We start from the raw sequence: 21655 nt of genomic DNA, 5'->3' as shown, positions 1-21655 counted from the left end.
CGCCGGTCGCGGCCTAGATCGAGCGCAGAACACCGTCCAGAACCGGCCCGAACCCAACGACGTCGCTCTCAACGCTTTGGTGGTCAAGCGTGAACCGCAAGTGACCGTCGAATGCCACCCCCATCGCACGGAGCACGTGATTGGGTTCGATGGTGCTTGACGTGCATGCGGACCCAGTGCCGACCGCGTACCCGGCCTTGCCTAGCTCCCGCGCGACGGCCTCGCCGTCCGCACCTTGCAGCGCCACCGACACGATGTGCGCCATGCGGCGGCTCGGCTCGGGCGGCCCGACCACGCAGACCCCCTCCACGCTCTCCAATTCGGCTCGCAGGATTGCGCTCAGGGCGAAGATCCTTGCCTGCTCGGCCGCGCGCTCGGCGACTGCGTGCTCCAGCGCCACCGCCGCCGTGAAGGCGAGCGGTGCGGAAATTCCCCCGGGGAACCATGCCTCGGCGTCGGGGGGCCAGACCGGACGCAGCCGGGTGGAGGGCCGCGCCACGACGAAGCCCAGTCGGAAGCCCGCACCCCACTCGCCGGCGTCCAATACCAGCGCATCCCAACCGGAGGGAATTTCCAGGCGCCCTGCGGTGACCGACGCGTCGATCACGCTCGGCACGCCGACCGCGTCGCAGGCGGCGAAGACCGCTGGCAGATCCTGAATGGCGCCCGATTCAACGTTGGCGTGTTCGCCGAGGAACAGGGAACTCGTGCCCGCTGCGAATCGTTGCGCCAACGCACCTGCATCGATTATCCCCGCGGAGTCGACCGGAACCGTCTGCGCATCTCCGAAATAGTAGGCCGCGTGCAGCGCGCTGGTACGCGCGGATTCTTGAACCAGGATGCGGGATCCGAACCGGCGCCTGCGGGCCGCGGAGGCCGCCCCGACGACCGTGTTCAAGGCTTGCGTCAAGGAACTGGTCACGATGACGTCATCGCGCCTGGCACCAACTACGCCGGCAATCGTTTCGCGCGCCGCATCCAGGCCGCGGCGTGCTTGGCGCCCGTAGGCGTGGTCGTGATGAGGGTCGCCCCACAGGCTTGCGATGCCGGATTGCATGGCCTCAAAGGCACAGGGACGAGGCCTGACCGCCCCGGTTGCATCGAGATAGTGCACAGAACGACGCTACCTGGTCAGCGGGCGGTTGCGCGAGGACCCGATGTTCCTGACAGTCCAAGACCATGTGTTGTGAACATGTCGGAATAATCCGTTACTGGCGTGATCTGGGACGATATCACTGTGTCGTGAGTGTCGCCTGTGCCCTTAGTCGCGATAGGCTCTGTGATGACGAGGACAAAGGTCCCGCGATCCGCATGTCGGATATAGCGGGACACGAGGTGAAAGGCCCTGGCTTGCACGCGCAGACAGCTTCCCCCCGGCGGTGGCGCAGATCGGTGAGCGCCATTGTGCTTACGGTCGGCCTCTTGGCCGTGACCGGGTGCTCCGCAGCCGAGAAACGTGGATACCTTCCCGGCTACGACGACGGTCAGGTGACTAACCACACCGAGAAAATCACGACCTTGTGGGTCGGGTCTTGGATATCGGCGTTGATCGTCGGTCTCATCACCTGGGGCCTCACGATTTGGTGCATCATCGTCTACCGCAAGCGCAAGGGCGACAACAAGTTGCCCACGCAGGTCCGCTATCACGTGCCGCTGGAGATCATGTATGTGTTGGTGCCGCTCGTTATGATCGGTGGGCTGTACTTCTTCACGGTGAAGGACCAGCTAGCAATCCGGGACGTGTCGGCCAAGGCCGACCTGACCGTCGAGGTGATCGGAAAGCAGTGGAGCTGGGACTTTAACTACCTGAAGGAAGCGCCGCGGGGACGGGCCTCGCTCGACGCAGACAACCTTGTGCAGGGTGACTTCTACGTCTCCGGCCTGCAAGTGGACAACGTCGGCGCTCTCGATGAGCCGCTTCTGGATTCGGACGGCAACATTGTCAAGGGAACCGACGAGACGTTGCCGACGCTGGTGTTGCCGGTAAACGAGACCGTCCAATTCAATATCTACTCTCGTGACGTCATTCACTCCTTTTGGATTCCCGCGTTCCTCGACAAGATGGACATGATCCCGGGGCGGGCCAACACGTGGCAGGTGACACCGACTCGCATCGGAACGTACGCCGGTAAGTGCGCTGAGTTGTGCGGCGAGCGGCACTCGGGGATGTTGTTCAACGTCAAGGTCGTGTCTCAGGAAGACTACGAGAAATGGGCCGACGAGCAGCGTCAGGATCACACGGGCCGCTTAGGACTCGACCTCAACAGGTTGCAGGATGGCGGCAATGAAACTTCTGTGGAGGAAAGCTGATGAGCGCGGCGGCGAACGTAGAGACCGTTCCAGGCCTTGAGGGCACGCACAGGAACTTCGGTCGCACCGTAGTCAAGTGGATCACGTCGACGGACCACAAGACGATCGGGTACATGTACCTGATCACGTCGTTCATCTTCTTCTGCATCGGCGGCGTCATGGCGCTCGTCATCCGCGCCGAACTGTTCGAGCCGGGCTTGCAATTCGTGCAAAGCTCGGAGCAATACAACCAGCTGTTCACGATGCACGGCACGATCATGCTGTTGCTGTTCGCGACGCCGCTGTTCGCCGGATTCGCCAACGTCATTGTGCCGTTGCAGATAGGTGCGCCGGACGTCGCGTTCCCACGTTTGAACATGTTTGCTTACTGGCTCTACCTGTTCGGCGGGCTTATAGCGGCGGGTGGTTTCTTCACCCGCGACGGCGCTGCTGCGTTTGGTTGGTTCGCCTACGCGCCCCTGTCGAACTCCACGTTCAGCCCCGGTGTGGGCGGTGACCTGTGGGTATTCGGTCTCGCCCTCGGAGGCTTTGGGACCATCCTCGGTGCGGTGAACTTCATTACGACAATCCTGACCATGCGCGCGCCCGGCATGACGATGTTCCGGATGCCCATATTTACGTGGAACACGCTGATCACTTCGATGCTGATCCTCATGGCGTTCCCGCCGCTCGCCGCGGCGCTGTTTGCGCTGGGAGCGGACCGCGTTCTGGGAGCTCAGGTTTTCAACCCGGAAAACGGCGGAGCCATCCTGTGGCAGCACCTGTTCTGGTTCTTTGGCCACCCCGAGGTCTACATCATCGCGTTGCCGTTCTTCGGAATCGTCTCCGAGATATTCCCGGTATTCAGCCGCAAGCCGATCTTTGGATACAAGGGCCTGGTCTACGCGACCATTTCGATTGCCGCCCTCTCCGTGACGGTCTGGGCGCACCACATGTACGTCACAGGCGCGGTGTTGCTCCCCTTCTTCTCGTTCATGACGATGCTGATCGCAGTCCCCACCGGCGTAAAGTTCTTCAACTGGATCGGGACGATGTGGAGGGGCAAACTCACCTTCGAGACCCCCATGCTATGGTCGCTCGGGTTCCTGGTGACGTTCCTGTTTGGTGGGCTCACGGGCGTGATCCTGTCTTCACCGGTGCTGGACTTCCACATTTCTGACACCTACTTCGTGGTCGCACACTTCCACTACGTGATTTTCGGAACCGTGACATTCGCGATGTTCGCTGGGTTCTACTTCTGGTGGCCGAAGTTCACCGGCAGGATGCTCAATGAACGCATCGGGAAGGTGCACTTCTGGCTGACATTCATCGGCTTCCACACGACATTCCTTGTGCAGCACTGGCTGGGCGTGGAAGGCATGCCGCGACGCTACGCCGATTACATGAAGACCGACGGTTTCACGACGCTGAACCAGGTGTCCACGATCGGTTCGATCATCCTGGCCATATCGGTTCTTCCCTTCCTGTGGAACGTCTACATCACGTGGCGTAAAGCTCCCCTGGTGCGGGTCGACGACCCGTGGGGCTTTGGGGCCTCACTTGAGTGGGCGACGTCGTGCCCGCCGCCGCGACACAATTTCAACGCTATTCCGCGCATCCGTTCCGAGCGTCCCGCGCTAGACGCCCACTATCCTGCGCTGGCCGCCATGGATGTACCTTCCGACAATGAGAGCAAGCTGGCGCATGTCGTTGGCCAAGCTGATCTGCGCTCGACGGCGAAAGAAAAGTAGGGAGAAGATCACCTATGAAGACTGAGATTCGACTCTTCGAAGGGACGGGATCGTTCTTCGCCCTGGCCGCTTTGGCCTACGGTTTCTGTACCCACATGTGGGGGCAGGAGGGCCTGGAGCCCGTCGGAACGGCAGCGCTGGTCCTGGTTGCGGCGTTGTCGCTGATGATCGGCGTCTACCTGCGGGTCACCGCCCGCCACATCGATCCGCGTCCCGAGGACGACCCGGCCGGCTCTATCGAAGGAAACGGCGGGGACCAGGGAGCCTTTTCGCCGTGGAGCTGGTGGCCGTTGGTTCTCGCCGCCGCTGGAGCGATTTGCTTCGCAGGCATGGCCCTGGGCTGGTGGATCTTCGGCATTGGAGCCGCCCTGGGCGTGGTTGCCCTGGTCGGCTGGGTGTTCGAATTCTCGCGGGGTCAGCACGCCCACTAGTAGGGCGCTAGCGCGCTAACACGAGTAAGCCGGTGGCGACCCGTAAGAGGTCGCCACCGGCTTTGCTACGTCGTGGCGCCGCCAAGCGGAAGAAGCGCGAAGGCGGGGTATCGCATCCGTTGCGGATGTGGCACCCCGCCTCCGAGGTCGCGGGGGAGGCGCCGCGCGGCCGATCGCGTGGTTTGCTTGTCAGGGACAGTCGCCGCGGCGACCCCCGACCGGCGAGGCGCCGCCGCGCGGCGGACCCACTAAGACGTCCTTCGGACGCCGCACGCTCGACTATGCTTCGTTGCGCGGCGAACTACGGAACGATCAAGCCCGCGGTCTGGGTCTTGGCGCGAGCAAAACGCTCCGCGGCGTCGTCCCAGTTGACAACGTTCCACCAGGCCTTGACGTAGTCGCCGCGGACGTTGGCGTAATCCAGGTAGTAAGCGTGCTCCCAAACGTCCAGCAGCACGATGGGTGTCAAACCGAGTGCGAGGTTGCCCTGCTGGTCGTATAGCTGAACGATGATCAGCTTCTGCCCGATCGAATCCCATGCGAGAATCGACCAGCCCGATCCCTGCACACCGAGCGCTGTTGCCGCGAAGTGCTTTTGGAACGCGTCGAACGAACCGAAGTCCTTGCCGATTGCTTCGGCTAGGTCACCGGTGGGCTCTCCTCCGCCGTTGGGGGACAGGTTAGTCCAGAAAGCAGAGTGGTTGACGTGCCCACCGAGGTTGAACGCGAGGTTCTTTTCCAACTGGTTCACGGTGTCGAAGTTGCCGGCCGCGCGTGCCTCTTCGAGCTTCTCGAGTGCCGCGTTTGCCCCCGCCACGTACGCGGCGTGGTGCTTGGAGTGGTGCAACTCCATGATCCGTGCGGAAATGTGGGGCGCGAGCTCACCGTAGTCGTAGCTGAGATCTGGGAGCGTGTATACGGACATCTTGTTCATCCTCCATTGTTGGATTCTCTTGTGAACCTGCTGCGCCGATCTCATATGAGGTCGGGCGCTACTTACCACTTTGCTACATGAGCCTGGGTAAGGCCACCGCGGAAAGCCGAAGGCCACAGTCTGGGACGAAACCGTCCGTCGCGACTGTGGCCATCGGATTCTTAGGGGTCGTGTTGGGTCAGTGGGAAGCGCCGCTTTCGATCCGCTCCCCGTGATGCGCATGGGCTGCTTCGAGTTCCGCAGGCGTCACGGGCTCCACGCGATCCTCGTAGAAGAACTTCGATAGCTTGGAGCGGAACTTCGCCTTCCGGTACCCCTTGTTCTTCTTACCTGATTCGTCATACGGTTGCGCCTCGAGCGGCAGCGGGCTGTGGGCGTTGTAGTTGACGCGAAGCCACAGCTCCTGGTCGTTGAGCGGCTTGTGTACCTCGTAGTATTCGCCCTCGTCCGTGCGGACGATCCGCCCATGCTCGTGTCCGTGCAGTACGAGCTCGCGATCCTTGCGCTGCAAGCTGAGGCAAATGCGCTTAGTGACCCAGAACGAGGCCACCGGCAGCAGGAAGAACGCAAAACGGAACACCCACGTGATTGCGTTGATCGACATTTCGAAGTGCGTCGCGATCAAGTCGTTCGATCCGGCGAGGACCAGGATCAGGAATGCGCTGAGCACGGCCACGCCGAGTCCCGTTCGGGTGGGTACGTTTCGTGGCCGGTCGAGCACGCTGTGGGGGCGCTTGTCCTTGGTGACCCAGGCTTCGAGGAACGGATAGGTCGCGAGGAACGCAAAGAGGATCAGCGGGACGACTGCGGCGGGTATCAACACGTTGAGCGACAGCGTGTATCCGCCGATCACTACCTCTGTCTGCCCCGGCATCAAGCGGAGCGATCCCTCGAGGAAGAGCATGTACCAGTCTGGTTGTGCACCGGCCGATACGGGCGATGGGTCGTATGGGCCGTAGTTCCAAACGTTGTTGATCGCCATGGTGCCGCCCATGAGCGCCAGCACACCAAAGACAACGAAGAAGAAGCCGCCGGCCTTCGCGGTGTAGACGGGGAAGAGCGGGAATCCGACGACGTTGTTGTCCGTGCGTCCGCCGCCGGGGTACTGGGTGTGCTTGTGGACCACGACCAAGAGCAGGTGCACGGCGATCAGCGACAAAATGAGACCCGGGACAAGGAGAACGTGGACGGTGAACAGTCGCGGAATGATGTCGTGTCCGGGGAACTCGCCGCCGAAAATCATGTAGGACATGTACGACCCGATGATCGGGATCGACTTGACTACGCCGTCCGTGATCCGCAGGCCATTACCCGAAAGGACATCGTCGGGGAGTGAATACCCGGAGAATCCGGCAAGGAGCCCGAGGATGAGCAGCAGGAAGCCCACCACCCAGTTGAGCTCACGCGGTTTGCGGAACGCTCCGGTGAAGAAGATCCGCATCATGTGCGTCACCATGGCGGCGACAAAGATCAGAGCAGCCCAGTGGTGAATCTGCCGTATCAGCAGTCCGCCGCGGACCTCGAACGATAGCCGCAAGGTCGATGCGAACGCCTCCGACATTTCCAGGCCCTGCATCGTGGCGACGGGGCCGTGGTAGGTGGTCAGGCCCATCGAAGGGACGAAGAACATCGTCAGGAAGATCCCGGTGAGTACCAGGACTACGAACGAATAGAGCGCGACTTCACCGAGCATGAAGGACCAGTGGTCGGGGAAGACCTTGCGGGCAAACTCCTTGACCGCTACCGCGATGCCGGTGCGCTGGTCGAGGTAGTCCGCTGCCCGACCCGCTTTGGTCGCGGGCGCTGCCTGATTCGGTGAGGATTCGGCGTTTGCGGTTGTCACTTGAGGCGCTCCCAGAAGCTAGGTCCAACGGGCTCAGTAAAGTCACTTTGCGCGACCAGGTATCCTTCGTCGTCCACCGTGATGGGCAACTGCGGGAGGGGCCGCTTGGCGGGGCCGAAGACAACCTTTGCGCCGTCCGCCATGTCGAACGTGGACTGGTGGCAGGGGCACAGCAGGTGGTGAGTCTGGCGTTCGTACAAAGCAACCGGGCATCCGACGTGGGTGCACACCTTGGAATAGGCAACAATTCCCTCGTGTGACCAGTCCTTGCGGTCATCGGCCTCGGTTATCTCTGACGGATCCATCCGCACCATCAAAACGATGGCCTTCGCCTTTTCGTCAAGCCATGCGTGAGTTCCGGGGCGGACCGATTCATCGATATCGTCCTGATACGGAATAACGTGATAGGCCGAACCGACGGTGACATCCGACGCCTTAATCGGACGGTTCGTCGGATCGGTTGCGAGCCGCACGCCCTTACGCCAGATCGTGTGCCGGAACTTGCTGATGTTCCAGTCTGCGCCAACTTCGCCGATGAGGGGCACTGCGAGGCCGAGCGGGAAGAGCGCGAGCGCCCCAACCATGGCACCTTTGAGGACGCCGCGGCGTTCCACGCCCGCGTCCTCGACGCCTGCCTGAATCTTCGCGACGGCTTCCGCACGAACCTCTTGCGACGATTCGGTTGCGTGGCGGTCTTCGGCAACTTCGGTGTCGCTCATGAGCGATTTTGCCCAGTGAATGGCACCGAGCCCGATGCCCAGCAACGCGAAAGCGAGTGCGACGCCCAGGGTGATGTTCTGCGTTCTGACCCCCGCCACAGACGTGTCGTCCGGAAGCGCGAAGAACGCAACGAGTAGCCCGATCGTGCCGAGCATCGAGATGACGAAGAGCGTCACCACGATAGTTTCGGAGCGGCGGGCCGCCTTTGGATCTGAATCACCCAGGCGATGCTTGTGGGCGGGAATGCCGGGATCGGAGAAGTTGGAGGGAGCAACGTCCTGCGACTCGTTTGTTGATCCGTCGACCACAGTTTGGTTCTGGCTCACGATGATTTCGCTCCTACCCACACGGCTGCGCCGATGAGCGCGCCAATTCCGATAATCCACGCCCACAAACCCTCCGAAACGGGGCCGATGGATCCGAGGGAATCACCGCCCGCAGAGCCGTCGCGCTGCGCGACCACGTATGCGATGAGGTCACGCTTTTCTTCGGGGGTGATGTTCTGATCGTTGAAAACGGGCATCGACTGCGGACCCGTGACCATGGCTTCGTAGATTTGCGTTGGGGTGGTGTCCCATAGGTCGGGGGCGTACTTGCCCTCTGACAAAGCGCCGCCGGCTCCGACGGCGTTGTGACACATGGCGCAGTTGGTGCGGAAGATTTCGGCGCCCGACGCGGCATTTCCCTTCGTCGGGTCAACGGCTTCTGCGGACGGGACGGACGGGCCGGGACCGAGGGAAGCGACGTAGGCAGCGAGTTGAGCCGTCTGCTCCTCATTGAACTGCACGGGCTTGACCGGCGCCTGGACCGAGTTGGATTGCATGGGCATTCGGCCCGTGCTCACTTGGAAATTCACGGCCGCAGCGCCGACGCCGATCAGGGACGGCGCGACGTCGGTCTTTCCAACCGCGTCAGTGCCGTGGCAGGTGGCGCAGTTCGCTTGGAAGAGCGCCTGGCCGGCTGCAACATCGTCGGAAGTGGCAGAGGTTACTTCGGCTGTCGCCGACGACGGCGCGAACGCCGAATACGCGGCTCCGGTCAAGAACAGCGCCAGCGTGAGCAGCAGCACCGGTGCGAAGCGGTGATGCCGTCTAGCGGCTAGTGCCTTCACGTCTCAATCCTGTCTGTGGTGGGGGGTAAGGAAATCTAAAGAACCTAGCGGAGGAAGTAGATGACTCCGAATAGGACGATCCAGACAACGTCAACGAAGTGCCAGTAGTAGGAGACCACTACCGCGGTGGTGGCCTCGTGGTGACCAAAGTTCTTTGCCGTGAACGTGCGGCCAAGGACGAAGAGGAATGCGATCAATCCGCCAATGACGTGCAGGCCGTGGAATCCGGTTGCCAGGAAGAACACCGAACCGTAGGGCGAGCTCGAAATCGTTAGCCCGTGTTCAACAAGCTCTGCATACTCCAGGACCTGGCCGGCGATGAAGATCGAACCGAGAATGAAGGTGAGCGTCGTCCATTCGACAAGTCCCCACTTGTTCAGCTGCCACAGCTTGCCTGTCCGTACCGGTTGGAACCGCTCGGCAGCGATGACACCGAACTGGCAGGTCACAGAGGACAAAACCAGAACGATCGTGACGATCAGCGCCTGGGGGACGTTGAGGTGCGAGGGCCCCTGGGCCCATTCCTCGCTCGGGAGCGTTGCGCGGACCGTGAAGTACATCGCGAACAAGCCCGCGAAGAACATCAACTCGCTGGCTAGCCAGACGATTGTGCCGACCGAGACTGGGTTCGGCCGGTTCACATGCACGTGGGGCGTGGTGCTGGGGGTTATCGAGGCTGTTGACACATAGTCATTATTGCTGATCGGAGGCTGTGTGTGGGCCGTTGGGCCCATGCGAGTCGCGCAGATTGGGCGCGGATGTCCCATTTTTCGCGCATTTTGCCGCCAAAGTGTGACGCTTGCGGTTGAACTGTCACCTAACGGCCCGCCAGATAGCGCCTGCGATCGCGCGCTAGGTTCAATTCGGGTCGCGCCAATGGGTCCTCGCCGCCGCGCCTAGAATGGAAGCATCCGCCTCGGCACGGCAGCCTCAGTTCGGAGTCGTGGACGGCCACACAGATATCGCAAAGGAAGTAAGCACCATGACCGTTACGCCGACGTGGCCCGAATTGCTGAGTGCGCTCGTCAATGGAACTTCACTTTCCAGCGCCCAAACTGAATGGGCAATGGACAGCGTTATGTCGGGTCAGGCAACCCCGGCCCAGCTCGCTGGATTCTTGATCGCGTTGCAGTCCAAGGGCGTTTCGGTCGACGAGCTAGCCGGGCTCACCAGCGGCATGCTCGCCCACGCGGAACCGCTCGACGTCCCTACGCGCGCGGTCGACATTGTCGGAACCGGCGGCGACGGGGCCAAAACGGTCAACATCTCGACCATGTCAGCGATTACGATTGCCGCGTGCGGCCCCCTGGTGATCAAGCACGGCAACCGCGCCGCGTCGTCCGCATCGGGTTCGGCTGACGTCCTCGAAGCCCTCGGCGTCAGGCTCGATCTCACGCCCGCACGCGTCGCGGAGGTGGCGCGCGAGGTCGGAATCACTTTCTGCTTTGCGGCAACCTTTCACCCGTCGATGCGCTACGCGGGTCAAACCCGCAAGGAGCTTGGGGTTCCCACCGTCTTCAACGTGTTGGGTCCGCTAACCAACCCCGGCCGACCGGATGCTATGGCGCTGGGGGCGGCGGACGAGCGCATGGCGCCGCTCATGGCCGGCGTGCTTGCCACCCGCAATGTCAATGCGCTGGTTTTTCGGTCGGCGGACGGCCTTGATGAGCTTGCGGCAACGGGCCCTTCGGATATTTGGGAGGTTTCCGGCGGCATCGTCGCCCACCTGCGGGTCGATCCGGCGGAAGATCTGGGCCTCGCGCCGATCTCCCGCGACGACCTGCGCGGAGCGGATGCGCAATTCAACGCGGGCGTCGCTCGCGACCTGCTGGATGGGAAGACGGGGCCCGTACGCGACACGGTGCTGTTGAACTCGGCGGCGGGTCTGGTCGCGGACGGGACGCTGCCGGGTACCGAACGCGACGGCGGGACGCTGGTTGAGCGGCTCCGCGCGGGAATAGCGCACGCGGCCGAGGCAATCGACTCCGGCGCGGCCAGCGATCTGCTGCAACGCTGGGTCGCGGCAACCTCCCGCTAGGGCGCTCCCCAAATAGTCGGAGCGGGCCCGGCTCGTGCTTATTCTGCAACCCGCCGCCCCCGTTCAATCTCAGCCGCGGTGGGGGGACAGAGAATCGTCGGCGTGGACCTGCCGCACGTCAACATCGGCGCGGTCTATCCACGCGGCAATGACGAGCTGTTCTTCTGCGGATGAATCCTGATCGTATCCGCGGTCGGCTGTAGCCAGCAATGCGCTGATAGCCGGTTCGATGTGCGGACCCGTCGCTAACATCGATGCGCAGTGGCGACCACGCACAATCAGGTCGAGCGCAGTGGCATCGCCAGCACCGCGCGATATAAGAACGAGCGCCCCCCGCCTGCGCAGGTCCCGTAACCGTAAGGCCGTTTCGACCCCGTGGGTCACTGCGTCGATTCCGTCGCGAACGTATGCGGCGGCCTCGTACCGCTGCGCCGCGGAAAGCTCCCGCATGCGCGTCGTGCATCGATGCACGAACTCGGTGACATCGCCCGCGAGCACGCTGCCGACGCGGGCGACGGCGTCTTCGTGATCGGGTGAGTACGCGACGCATGGGCCCGGGCACTGTTGCATATCCAATCTCACACACGCCGTCGCGCCTGGACGCGGGGTCGCTGGCAGCGTCTTTGTGCACGTGCGGATCGGATAGACGAATTCGAGAAATTCTTTGACGATCGACGATTGCTTAGTCGTTAGTGGGCCGATCGCAGCGTCGCTTGCGGGGGATCGCCTTCGTGTCACAAGGCGAGGGTTTGGCCCCGGGCTGAGGCTGATCCAGCTCCTGGAGCGCTGGCGCTTCGAGCGGCGGTTATACGGGGGAGAATGCTGCTCGATCAGGCGCAATTCGCGGACTTCCGCTTCGAGAGCCGTGGCGCACGGCACGTCCGTGACGCGAACCGTCAGGCGCGTCATTTCTTGCATCCGCGCCCGCTTTTCTGCCGCCGTGAAGTAAGAACGCACCCGGGTACGCACGTTGGTGGACTTGCCGACATACAGGACGCGGTTGTCGGAGCCAACGAACATGTAGGCCCCCGGACCTCGCGTCAGGTTGTCGGCCAGGGTGTGCCGCCTGCGCACGTCCTCGGGTATGGGGTCGCACGCCGTGCGCAGGTCGTCGCGATAGAGCACGCCCCGCGCCGCATGGCGCTCGAGCAGCGCGTGCAGGACATCGACCGTGGCACGGGCGTCGGATAGGGCACGGTGGTCCGGGGTTACGCGCGCGCCGAAATGCTGGGCGAGGGTCGATAGCTTGTGGTTGGGGACCTCGCCCTTCGGGACCACGGCGCGCGCGAGCTTCACGGTATCCACGACCAATGACCGCGGCCACGGATAACCGTGTTCGGTTGCGCAGTGGCGCAGGAACCCAACATCGAACGGCGCATTGTGCGCAACGATGACGGCGTCCCCCAGGAATTCGATGAAGGATGCGATGACCTCGCCGGGACCCGGTTGCCCGACGAGCATGTCGGGAGTGATCCCTGTGAGATGCCGAATAAAGGGCGGAATATCGAGTCCCGCGTCGACCAGGGTTTGGAATTCCCCAATGACCTCGCCACCGCGCACCTTCACGGCGCCGATTTCGGTTATTGCCGCCGAACCTGGTTTGGACCCTGTCGTCTCCAAATCGACGACGACAAAGGTGGTCTGGTGCAACGGCTCGCCGAAATCGTCGAAAGTTGCCTGCACGCCTTGTGCCGAATCATGCGCCGCGAGAATCATGAAACAAGCGTATGGCGCGCGTCTGACATTTACGCGTAGATGGCGTCAATGTCGTCCTTGAAATCGCGGATGACCAGGTGGCGCTTGACCTTGAGCGACGGGGTTAGGTATCCGTTCTCGATGGTGAAATCGCCGTCGAGTATCCGGTACTTCCGGATCGACTCGGCACGCGACACCGCCCGGTTGGTGCGGGAAACAGCCTGGTCCAAGGAGCGCAGGACATCGGGGTCGTGCTTCGCTTCGGCGACGGTCATTGTGGGCTTGCCGTGTGCCTTCAGCCAGCCGGGGAGCGCCTCCTTATCGAGCGTTATGAGCGCGGCGACAAATCGTTGACCGTCACCCACAACCACGCACTGGCTCACCAGGGGGTGGCCGCGCAGCCGATCTTCCAGGATTGCTGGGGCGACATTCTTGCCCCCGGCGGTGACGATAAGTTCCTTCTTGCGCCCCGTGATCGTGACGTAGCCGTCGGCATCCACCATGCCGATATCGCCGGAGCGGAACCACTCACCGTCGAACGCGGCGCGGGTCGCCTCCGGATTGTTGTGATAGTCGTGAAAGACGTTGGGGCCGGCCAACAGCAGTTCGCCGTCCTGGGCGATCCGCACCGAGCAACCCGGAAAAGGGCGGCCGACCGTTCCGATTTTGATGTTTCGCGGCAGGTTGACGGTAATGGGGGCGGTGGTCTCGGTGAGCCCATATCCTTCGAGCACCAAGATCCCCAGGCCTCGGTAGAAGTGTCCAAGGCGTTCGCCCAGGGCGGCACCCCCCGAGATCGCGTACTGCACGCGTCCGCCCAGGAGCGTGCGTATCTTCCTGAGGACCAGCCGGTCGGCGACCTGGTGGGAAGCTCGCAGCGTGAGCTTGGGGCCGCCCGGTGTATCGAGCGCGCGGGAGTAAGCGATTGCCGTTTTAGCGGCCCACCTGAAGACCTTCTGTTTGCCTTCCATCGAAGCCTTTTGGTCCGCGCCGTTGTAGACCTTCTCGAAGACCCGCGGAACGGCGAGCAACCAGGTCGGACGGAATGCGTTCAAGTCATCTAGCAGCGACTTGATATCGCCGACATACCCGACCACGGAGCCGCCCGCCATGCCCAGGACGTGAATGAACCGGGCGAACACGTGTGCCAGCGGAAGGAACAGAAGGACCTTTGCGCCCGGTGCCGCAATGATCTCCGGGAACTCCGCCACGGAATTCCTAGCCAGCGAGACAAAATTGCCGTGCGTGAGTTCGACGCCCTTGGGGCGTCCGGTAGTGCCGGAGGTATAGATGATCGTGGCGACGGTCGCTGCCGAGGCGTGCCGTCGGCGGGACGCGATGGCCTCGTCGGAAATGGACGTGCCGTCAGCCTTGAGCCCCTCCATGATTCCGTTCGCAAAGACCCCAACATTGGATTCGTCCGGGACGGTGCCGAGCGTGCGTGCCTCCGTCACGGTCGCGAGAAAGGCGTCGCTCTCGACGAAGAGATGCGCGATTCCGGAATCGCGTGAGATCCACTCGACCTGTTCGGCGCTGGAGGTTTCGTAAAGCGGCACGGTCACTGCTCCCGCCGCCCAAATTGCCCAGTCCAGGATCGCCCAATTCACGCTGGTGTGCGCCATGATTCCGACCCTGTCGCCGGGTTTGATCCCGCGGGCTACGAGTCCCTTCGCGACGGCGACAACCTCGGCATCCAGCTGCGAGGCCGTCAGCGTGCGCCATTGCCCGTGGTCCGTCTTGAATTCGACGGCAGGCAGTGGTCCTTGCGAGCGAACGCGGTCGGCAAGTAGATCGTTGATGTTCGAGTCATCGTCGATCTCCACAAGAAGGGGAGTGTGGTACTCCGAGAGCTGCACCATGGGTGCTCCTTTGCATCGTGAGGCGGTTACCAGCGTACGTGAGGCGCGATTACGGCGGGCAATCGAACGGCTTTCAGTACGGTCGCGCAGCGTGGCAACCGGGTCAAACCTGTGCGCCGGTGTCCCAGTCATCGCGTTCTTTGGGGAGCGTGAGCAGCAGAACGACGACGCCAACGACCAGGAGGCTGCCGGTGATCGCGAACAAGACGGCGGGCGCAACCGCGTGAAAGATCGCATACAAGACGGAGCCGATCGACCCGAGCAACACGAAGAGCCAGCCAACGATCCGGGCGGGGCTGCCGTCCAGACGCACTTCCGGGTCTGGCGGAACAAATTCGCCCTCAACAGGGACGTCTTCGCCTACCGACCAATCGCGAGGACCGCCGCCGAACGCGGTCGAATCGTCGCCGGTGGCGTCGAGCGGTTGTAGATTCCTAAAGCCCGGAATGTCATCGAGTTCCCTGGCGAGCTTACGGAACTCCTCGTCGAGATCGAATGGCGCCGCGGGATCTGCGGATGCGCCGGCTTCATCGCGGTTCACGCTTTGCACGTCGTTCGCGTTAGGCTGAGTGCTATCCGATGGATGTGTTGGCGCACCACCCTCGTGTGAGGTCGGGACATGGGCGGGCGGCTCGGGGGTGTCCTCGTGGCTTGTCGACATGCCTCCACTGTAGGGTTATCCGCGGTGGTTATCACAGGCGCGGGCGTAAGGGAGATTCGTTGTTCTACTGGCTCATGAAGCGGGTCATTGGCGGTCCCCTTCTTAAATTGGCCTTTCGACCATGGGTCATCGGCGCCGAGAACGTGCCGGAATCCGGCCCCGTTATCATGGCCTCCAACCACCTTTCGGTACTCGACTCGTTCCTGCTGCCGCTGGTACTTGACCGCAACATCGTCTTCATCGGGAAAGCCGAATACTTCGCCGGGCGTGGCATCACGGGTCGCATCACGGCAGGTTTTATGCGCGGCGTCGGCACGATTCCCGTGGACCGCTCCGGCGGAAGGGCATCCGAGGCAGCGTTGCGCACCGGCCTCAACTACCTGAAGACGGGTGGCATATTCGGCATCTACCCCGAAGGAACGCGGAGCCCGGACGGGAAACTGTATCGGGGCAAGACTGGCGTAGCGCGGTTGGCGATCGAATCGGGAGCAAAGGTCGTCCCGGTGGCGATGATCGGCACCAATGTCGCACAACCGATCGGGCGGCGCCTGCCTCGTCCCATGCGAATCGGCATCGTTTTCGGAAAGCCACTGTCCTTCGAAGAATTCCGCGGAACACACGAGGACCGGTTCGTGCTGCGCCAGGTCACGGACGACATCATGTACGCGATTCAGCAGGTTTCCGGGCAGGAATATGTTGACGCGTACGCCGCCACCGTCAAGGCCCAGCTCGAGGCGGGCAAGGATGTCAGCGCCATATACGCAGAAAAATCGGATACCTCACCCGGGGACCGCCCCGTGCCCGCCGACCTGTCGGTCCCAGAGCCCCCCAAATAGGCCACGCGTAGACTGTTGGGCGGGGGTAAAGGCCCGCCCGCGCTGTCGCGGCAGCTTCGCGCCCACTGACTCATCGCATCTTCCATCACTGTGCAAGAAACTACTGAGAGGTAAAGAAGACCATGACGGTTCGTCGTGTTGCATTGCTTACCGCAGGCGGATTTGCCCCCTGCCTATCGTCCGCGGTCGGCGGCCTGATCGAGCGCTACAACGAGATCGACCCCACGATCGAAATCATCGCTTACCAGCACGGATACCACGGCCTGTTGCTTGGCAACAAGATCGTGGTGGACGCCGAGGCTCGCAAGCACGCGGGCGAACTGCACAAGTTCGGTGGATCGCCCATCGGTAACTCCCGCGTCAAGCTCACAAACGCGGCCGACTGCGTCAAGCGCGGACTGGTCAAGGAAGGCGAAAACCCGCTCACCGTCGCGGCCGAACGCCTCAAGGAAGACGGCGTCGACGTCCTCCACACCATCGGGGGAGACGACACCAACACTACTGCGGCGGATTTGGCCGCATACCTGCACGACAACGGCTACGAACTCACCGTCGTTGGTCTGCCCAAGACCATTGACAACGACGTCGTACCCATCCGCCAGTCGCTCGGCGCGTGGACCGCAGCAGAGGAAGGCGCGCACTTCGCAAAGAACATCATCGGTGAACACCGCAGCTCGCCGCGGATGCTGATTGTGCACGAAATCATGGGACGCCACTGTGGCTGGCTCACGGCCGCAACCGCTGCGAAGTACCGCGAATGGGTCACGACCCAAAAGTGGGTCCCCTCGCTGGGTCTCACGCAGGATCGTTGGGACGTGCACGCGGTGTTTGTTCCCGAACTGAAGATCGACATCGATGCCGAGGCGGCGCGCCTCAAGACCGTCATGGACGAGGTCGGCAACGTCAACATCTTCCTGTCCGAGGGAGCGGGCGTAGCTGACATCGTCGCGCAGCTCGAGGCGGCGGGCGAAGAGGTCCAGCGCGATCCCTTTGGCCACGTGAAGCTCGACACCGTCAACCCCGGCCAGTGGTTCGCGAAGCAGTTCGCGGAAAAGCTCGGTGCCGAAAAGGTCATGGTGCAAAAGTCGGGTTACTACTCGCGAGCGGCCGCGGCCAACGCTGAGGACCTGCGCCTGATTAAGTCGATGACGGACCTGGCCGTTGAGGCGGCGCTGGCCGGAACGCCTGGGGTCATCGGTCACGACGAAGAAAACGGCGACCGACTGCGCGCGATCGAGTTCCCGCGCATCGCTGGTGGTAAGCCATTCGACGTCAAGCAGCAGTGGTTCGGAGAGCTGCTGGGCGCCATCGGGCAGAACTACGACCCAGCTTCGGCAGTTTCGGCACACTGATTCTGCTTCCATCTAGCTCGGTGAGGGGCCGGCGCGCGTGAGTATCGATTCAACACTTGCAAACCGGAATGACCTGGAGTCGTTCCGGTCCTTAGAAGCACGTCAACAACCGACGTGGCCAGACAAGGACGAGCTCGCGCGCGCCTGCTCGACATTGCGGGCAAGCGCACCCATCGTGGTGCCCGCGGCGGCCGACAAACTGCGCGAAAGGCTCGCTGCGGTTGCGCGCGGCGAGGCGTTCTTATTGCAGGGCGGCGATTGCGCAGAAACGTTTGCGGAGGCCGACGCGAACCGGATCGGCAACAAGATCCGCACGATCTTGCAGATGGCGGTGGTCTTGACGCATGGTGCCTCCATGCCTGTGGTCAAGATGGGGCGGATGGCCGGTCAATTCGCAAAGCCGCGCAGTTCCGACATGGAGACGCGGGGCGGGATCGAACTTCCCGCATACCGCGGCGACATGGTCAACGGCTTTGATTTTACGGACGAGTCCCGCCGCCCCGATCCGGGCCGCATGGTGGAGGGCTACAGGATTTCCTCCGCAACCTTGAATGTCATTTCGGCATTCACGGGTGGCGGATTCGCGGACCTGCGCCGTGTCCACGAATGGAATGCGGGCTTCTTGAAGAACCCCGCCTATAAGCGTTACGAACGCACGGCGAAGGAGATTGACCGCGCAATCCGGTTCATGACCGCATGCGGCGTCGATTTCGAGGCGCTACGCACCGTCGACTTCTTTGTCGGCCACGAGGCGCTGCTGCTCGACTACGAACACTCGCTCACTCGCATCGATTCGCGTTCGGGGCGACCCTACGACACATCGGCCCACTTCCTGTGGATAGGGGAGCGCACGCGGCAGCTCGATGGAGCGCACGTGGAGTTCCTTTCGAAGGTGTCGAACCCGCTTGGCGTCAAGCTGGGGCCGACCACGACCCCGCAAGATATGGTCGCGCTCGCCGACAAACTGGATCCCGCCAGGGAGCCGGGGCGCCTAACCTTCATCGCTCGGATGGGCGCGTCAAAGGTGCGTGAGGTGCTGCCTCACCTGCTCGAAGCGGCCAAGCGGGAGGGGCTCGCCGCCGCCTGGGCCACCGATCCGATGCATGGCAACACGATCACGTCATCGTCGGGATTCAAGACCAGGCGATTCTCGGACGTGATGGACGAGGTTGTCGGGTTCTTCGAGGTGCACCGCGCCATCGGCACGGTCCCTGGCGGACTGCACATGGAGCTGACCGGGGACGACGTCACCGAGGTGCTTGGCGGCGCCGAAGAGATCGATGATGCGGGCTTAGCAGAACGCTACGAGACACTGGTCGATCCGCGACTGAATCACCAGCAGTCCCTGGAACTCGCGTTCCTCGTGGCCGAAATGCTGGTCGGGGCGTAGCCCGCGGAGCGCGGAGCGCGCAGACCTCGTTCCTATCTTTTTCACCACACCGTTATGGTGATGGTCGTTCCCGGTGGAATTTTGGTGCCAGCGTCCTCGCTTTGGAACCGCACCCGGTCGAGGATGGCGCCAAGATAGCGGTCCGCCTTGACCTCGAAACCCGCATCCTTGAGGGTTGTGGTCGCGTCGGATTCGCTCATGCCAACGACGTTGGGCACTTCCACAGGTTTCGGGCCCCGCGACGTCACAACCGTTACGGTGGCAGTGCGATACGACTGTGAACCCGCCGCAGGTACCTGCGAGACGATTGCGCCTTCCGGAATCGAGTCGTCGTACTGCTTCTTCCCGACCTTGAGATTCAGGCCGCGGTTGGCCAGCACGGATTCGGCTTCGGTGGTGGTCATCTGGGCCAGATTGGGGACCTCGACCGGCTCCTTGCCCTTCGAGACGGTGAGGGTGATCGTGGTGTTGTGTGGGTGGCGCGAACCTTGCGGGACCGAGGATGCAATGATCACTCCCTTATCCACGGTGTCGGAGAATTCGCGTTCGACCGTTGGTGCGGGGAACCCGGCGCTCGTGATCGCATCCTGCACCTCCGCGAGCTTCTTCCCGACGATCTCATCGGGGACATCCCGGTACTCCACCCCTTGGGATATCACCAGGGTGACCGTGGTGCCTCTGCGCACGCGTTCGGCCGATTCTGGGTCGGTGCTGACGATAAGCCCGTTTGGGATGGTGTCGGAGTAGGCCGTTTCCTGGTCGGCTACTAACGATGCTGCCGTGAGGGCGGCGGTCGCGTCGTCGATGGTTTGCCCAACGAGTTGTTCCGGGACGCTGGTATATGCGCCGGGGCCCAAAGTCTGGTACCAGACGCTTGCGCCGACCGTCCCGGCCAGCGCCAAGGCCAGCATGATCGTGAGAACAAGCAGGGGGCGGCGCCTGCGGCGCGGCGTGCGCGCTGGACGATCGTGCGGCGCCGAACGAACTACCGGGGCGGCCTGGGTCGGCTGTATGTGGAGCGAGACCGTGTGCGCCGATTCGCGTCCCTGCTCATCGCCCGAGCCTTCGACAGCGTCCTTGGAGTCCCGATCGGGGTCGTGATCCTCGGCGCTCAGTTGGCCGTCGCGGCTCGTTTCGATGGTGTTGGCTGCGTCACCGGTGGCTGGCGGAGGCGTCACCGTATGCGCCAGAACGCCTTCTGACAGAACGGATTCGACGCGCTTGATTGCGGCGAGGGCTACGCCCGCGCTTGGGATGCGATTGTCGGGATCACGTGTCGTCATTTGCGCGACGAAGTCGTCGATTTCGGAGGGCAGCCAGGGCGAGATTTCACTGGGGCGGGGGGCCTCCGATTGGAGATGCTGGAGGGCGATCTGGATCGGAGTGTCGCCTTCGAAAAGTTGGTGGCCCGTGAGCATTTCGAAGAGCGTCGCCCCGATCGCATAGACATCCGTGCGAGCGTCTGCTTTCCCGCTGGTAATGAGCTCGGGGCTGAGGTAGGCAACCGTTCCCATGACGGTCCCGGTTGAGGCCGCCGTCACTTCGGTCACCGCGCGAGCAAGACCGAAATCAGCGACTTTTACCGAGCCCGTTGGCGTGAGCAGGATGTTTTCGGGCTTTATGTCGCGATGTACCAGGCCAGCGGCATGCACCGCCGCGAGGGCGTCCAGTGCTTCGCGGATGATGCGGAGCGCATCGCGGACGGTCATAGGCGGCTCTGCGACCAGGAGCCGACGCAGGTTTGGTCCCGAGACGTATTCCATGACGAGGTACGAAACATCGGCATCAACGCCTTGGTCGTGGACGGCGACCAAATGGGGGTGGGCGAGCCTGGCGGCCGAGCGTGCCTCCCTGCGGAAACGGGCCGCGAAGTCGGAGCCGTGCGGGCCGTGGGCCAGATGCTCGTGCATGACCTTGACCGCGACGTCGCGATCCAGCCGCAAGTCGGTCGCAAGGTAGACCGTAGCCATTCCGCCGCTGGCTAGGCGGCGCCGAATTCGATAACGACCATCAATGGTCGTATCGACGAGCCTGTCGCCTGCGGAAAGAGTCACTGACGGATCCTATCGGGTTGGCGGATGTATGCGGCGATTCCCGGATTTTACCCGGAGCTGCGACACTGGCCGATTCGTATCAATCGTAGGCGGTCCTGGAGCATTTCTGCGCGGTTGAGCGGGTGGCGGCGGGCTGAATCGCCACGGCCGCAACCCCACCCAGATGGACGGCCCCACAGGGGAACCGACACGGCCGCAACCCCACCCAGAATCCGGATTCGACACGGGGGCCGGGCAGGTGACTAGGCTGGTGCCATGACAATTGGGCTTACTAAGAGTGACATTGCGGAGCGAATTTCGCGGATTGAGTGGATTTCGGTGCCGGAGTTTGCGGAGAGGCTTGGAACGTCTGCCGCCAATGTCCGCGGCGCGTTACAGGCACGGCGGATCGTCGGACGTAAGCACTCGCACCAGGTCGGGGCATTGATTCCCGACATTTTCTTGGTTCCGCGCCACCTTTCAAATCCAGCAGATCCGGGACCTGCTCCCGCCGCTGGGGAGCCTGAGCAACTGGTAATCCTGCCGGCGCTGCGTGGGACTATCACCGTTTTGGCTGATCATGGCTTTTCCGACGACGAGATTCTAGATTGGCTGCTGACCGACCACGACGAACTGGGGGAGAGCCCCGTGTCGGCTCTCTTGCGTGGGCACACTAGCGCCGTCCGCAGGGTCGCGCAGGTGCTGGACTAAG

18 protein-coding genes are annotated in these 21655 nt (G+C 62.7%); 8 read left to right on the top strand and 10 right to left on the bottom strand.

Annotated elements, in window-relative coordinates; all coding sequences use genetic code 11:
* Positions 1-13: 13 nt before the first annotated feature.
* Positions 14-1114, bottom strand: coding sequence for an aminotransferase class V-fold PLP-dependent enzyme (locus FB389_RS02190; protein WP_142111164.1), 1101 nt, complete (start codon positions 1112-1114; stop codon positions 14-16).
* A gap of 278 nt (positions 1115-1392) precedes the next feature.
* Here FB389_RS02190 and ctaC point away from each other — a divergent pair, with 278 nt between their 5' ends.
* The 3 genes from ctaC to FB389_RS02175 are packed head-to-tail and all read left to right on the top strand — an operon-like array spanning position 1393 to position 4471.
* Entirely contained in the window at positions 1393-2310 is a 918-nt protein-coding gene (ctaC, locus tag FB389_RS02185; protein ID WP_246043475.1) for an aa3-type cytochrome oxidase subunit II, read from the top strand.
* Entirely contained in the window at positions 2310-4040 is a 1731-nt protein-coding gene (ctaD, locus tag FB389_RS02180) for an aa3-type cytochrome oxidase subunit I (protein ID WP_142111162.1), read from the top strand. The genes ctaC and ctaD overlap by 1 nt, the downstream gene beginning before the upstream one ends.
* 14 nt (positions 4041-4054) lie before the next feature.
* On the top strand, positions 4055-4471 hold the full coding sequence (locus FB389_RS02175) for a cytochrome c oxidase subunit 4 (protein WP_142111161.1): 417 nt from the start codon (positions 4055-4057) through the stop codon (positions 4469-4471).
* A gap of 301 nt (positions 4472-4772) precedes the next feature.
* Here the strand turns inward: FB389_RS02175 and FB389_RS02170 are convergent, their stop codons facing one another.
* The 5 genes from FB389_RS02170 to ctaE all read right to left on the bottom strand — a co-directional run bounded on the left by FB389_RS02170 (position 4773) and on the right by ctaE (position 9765).
* Positions 4773-5396 (bottom strand): superoxide dismutase, encoded by a 624-nt coding sequence (locus FB389_RS02170; RefSeq protein WP_142113431.1) that lies wholly within the window; start codon positions 5394-5396, stop codon positions 4773-4775.
* Positions 5397-5583: 187 nt separating this feature from the next.
* Positions 5584-7248: a cytochrome bc1 complex cytochrome b subunit gene (gene qcrB, locus FB389_RS02165; RefSeq protein WP_142111160.1), complete on the bottom strand. Its 1665-nt coding sequence runs from the start codon at positions 7246-7248 to the stop codon at positions 5584-5586.
* Positions 7245-8297 carry a cytochrome bc1 complex Rieske iron-sulfur subunit gene (qcrA, locus tag FB389_RS02160; RefSeq protein ID WP_425467264.1) on the bottom strand — a complete coding sequence of 351 codons (1053 nt, stop codon included), beginning with the start codon at positions 8295-8297 and terminating at the stop codon, positions 7245-7247. The genes qcrB and qcrA overlap by 4 nt, the downstream gene beginning before the upstream one ends.
* Positions 8291-9079 carry a cytochrome bc1 complex diheme cytochrome c subunit gene (qcrC, locus tag FB389_RS02155; protein WP_142111158.1) on the bottom strand — a complete coding sequence of 263 codons (789 nt, stop codon included), beginning with the start codon at positions 9077-9079 and terminating at the stop codon, positions 8291-8293. The genes qcrA and qcrC overlap by 7 nt, the downstream gene beginning before the upstream one ends.
* Positions 9080-9123: 44 nt before the next feature.
* Positions 9124-9765 (bottom strand): aa3-type cytochrome oxidase subunit III, encoded by a 642-nt coding sequence (ctaE, locus tag FB389_RS02150; RefSeq protein WP_142111157.1) that lies wholly within the window; start codon positions 9763-9765, stop codon positions 9124-9126.
* 275 nt (positions 9766-10040) lie between these two features.
* On the opposite strand from ctaE, the gene trpD reads away from it, so the two are divergent.
* A complete protein-coding gene (trpD, locus tag FB389_RS02145) occupies positions 10041-11117 on the top strand; it encodes an anthranilate phosphoribosyltransferase (RefSeq protein ID WP_425467263.1) in 1077 nt (358 codons plus the stop codon).
* A gap of 69 nt (positions 11118-11186) precedes the next feature.
* Here the strand turns inward: trpD and FB389_RS02140 are convergent, their stop codons facing one another.
* The 3 genes from FB389_RS02140 to FB389_RS02130 form a co-directional block, all read right to left on the bottom strand.
* A complete protein-coding gene (locus FB389_RS02140; protein ID WP_142111155.1) occupies positions 11187-12833 on the bottom strand; it encodes a DEDD exonuclease domain-containing protein in 1647 nt (548 codons plus the stop codon).
* A 29-nt stretch (positions 12834-12862) separates the two neighbouring features.
* Complete coding sequence (locus tag FB389_RS02135; protein ID WP_142111154.1) at positions 12863-14671, bottom strand: AMP-dependent synthetase/ligase; 1809 nt, start codon at positions 14669-14671, stop codon at positions 12863-12865.
* A gap of 103 nt (positions 14672-14774) precedes the next feature.
* Positions 14775-15332, bottom strand: a complete 558-nt coding sequence (locus tag FB389_RS02130) for a hypothetical protein (RefSeq protein ID WP_142111153.1) — start codon at positions 15330-15332, stop codon at positions 14775-14777.
* Positions 15333-15406: 74 nt separating this feature from the next.
* Between FB389_RS02130 and FB389_RS02125 the strand changes: the two genes are divergently transcribed.
* The 3 genes from FB389_RS02125 to FB389_RS02115 all read left to right on the top strand — a co-directional run bounded on the left by FB389_RS02125 (position 15407) and on the right by FB389_RS02115 (position 18910).
* The gene (locus FB389_RS02125) at positions 15407-16168 is read left to right on the top strand and encodes a lysophospholipid acyltransferase family protein (protein ID WP_142111152.1); all 762 of its coding nucleotides are present in this window, start codon (positions 15407-15409) and stop codon (positions 16166-16168) included.
* A gap of 122 nt (positions 16169-16290) precedes the next feature.
* A complete protein-coding gene (locus FB389_RS02120) occupies positions 16291-17520 on the top strand; it encodes a pyrophosphate--fructose-6-phosphate 1-phosphotransferase (protein ID WP_142111151.1) in 1230 nt (409 codons plus the stop codon).
* Positions 17521-17557: 37 nt separating this feature from the next.
* The gene (locus tag FB389_RS02115) at positions 17558-18910 is read left to right on the top strand and encodes a class II 3-deoxy-7-phosphoheptulonate synthase (RefSeq protein WP_142111150.1); all 1353 of its coding nucleotides are present in this window, start codon (positions 17558-17560) and stop codon (positions 18908-18910) included.
* A gap of 41 nt (positions 18911-18951) precedes the next feature.
* On the opposite strand, the gene pknB is transcribed toward FB389_RS02115, so the two are convergent.
* Positions 18952-20964 carry a Stk1 family PASTA domain-containing Ser/Thr kinase gene (pknB, locus tag FB389_RS02110; RefSeq protein ID WP_142111149.1) on the bottom strand — a complete coding sequence of 671 codons (2013 nt, stop codon included), beginning with the start codon at positions 20962-20964 and terminating at the stop codon, positions 18952-18954.
* Positions 20965-21219: 255 nt separating this feature from the next.
* Between pknB and FB389_RS02105 the strand changes: the two genes are divergently transcribed.
* Positions 21220-21654 (top strand): Rv2175c family DNA-binding protein, encoded by a 435-nt coding sequence (locus FB389_RS02105; protein ID WP_142111148.1) that lies wholly within the window; start codon positions 21220-21222, stop codon positions 21652-21654.
* Position 21655: the final 1 nt, after the last annotated feature.

It is taken from the genome of Rarobacter incanus (assembly GCF_006715765.1).
Classification (GTDB): domain Bacteria; phylum Actinomycetota; class Actinomycetes; order Actinomycetales; family Cellulomonadaceae; genus Rarobacter; species Rarobacter incanus.
This window is presented reverse-complemented; position numbering and strand designations above follow the sequence as displayed.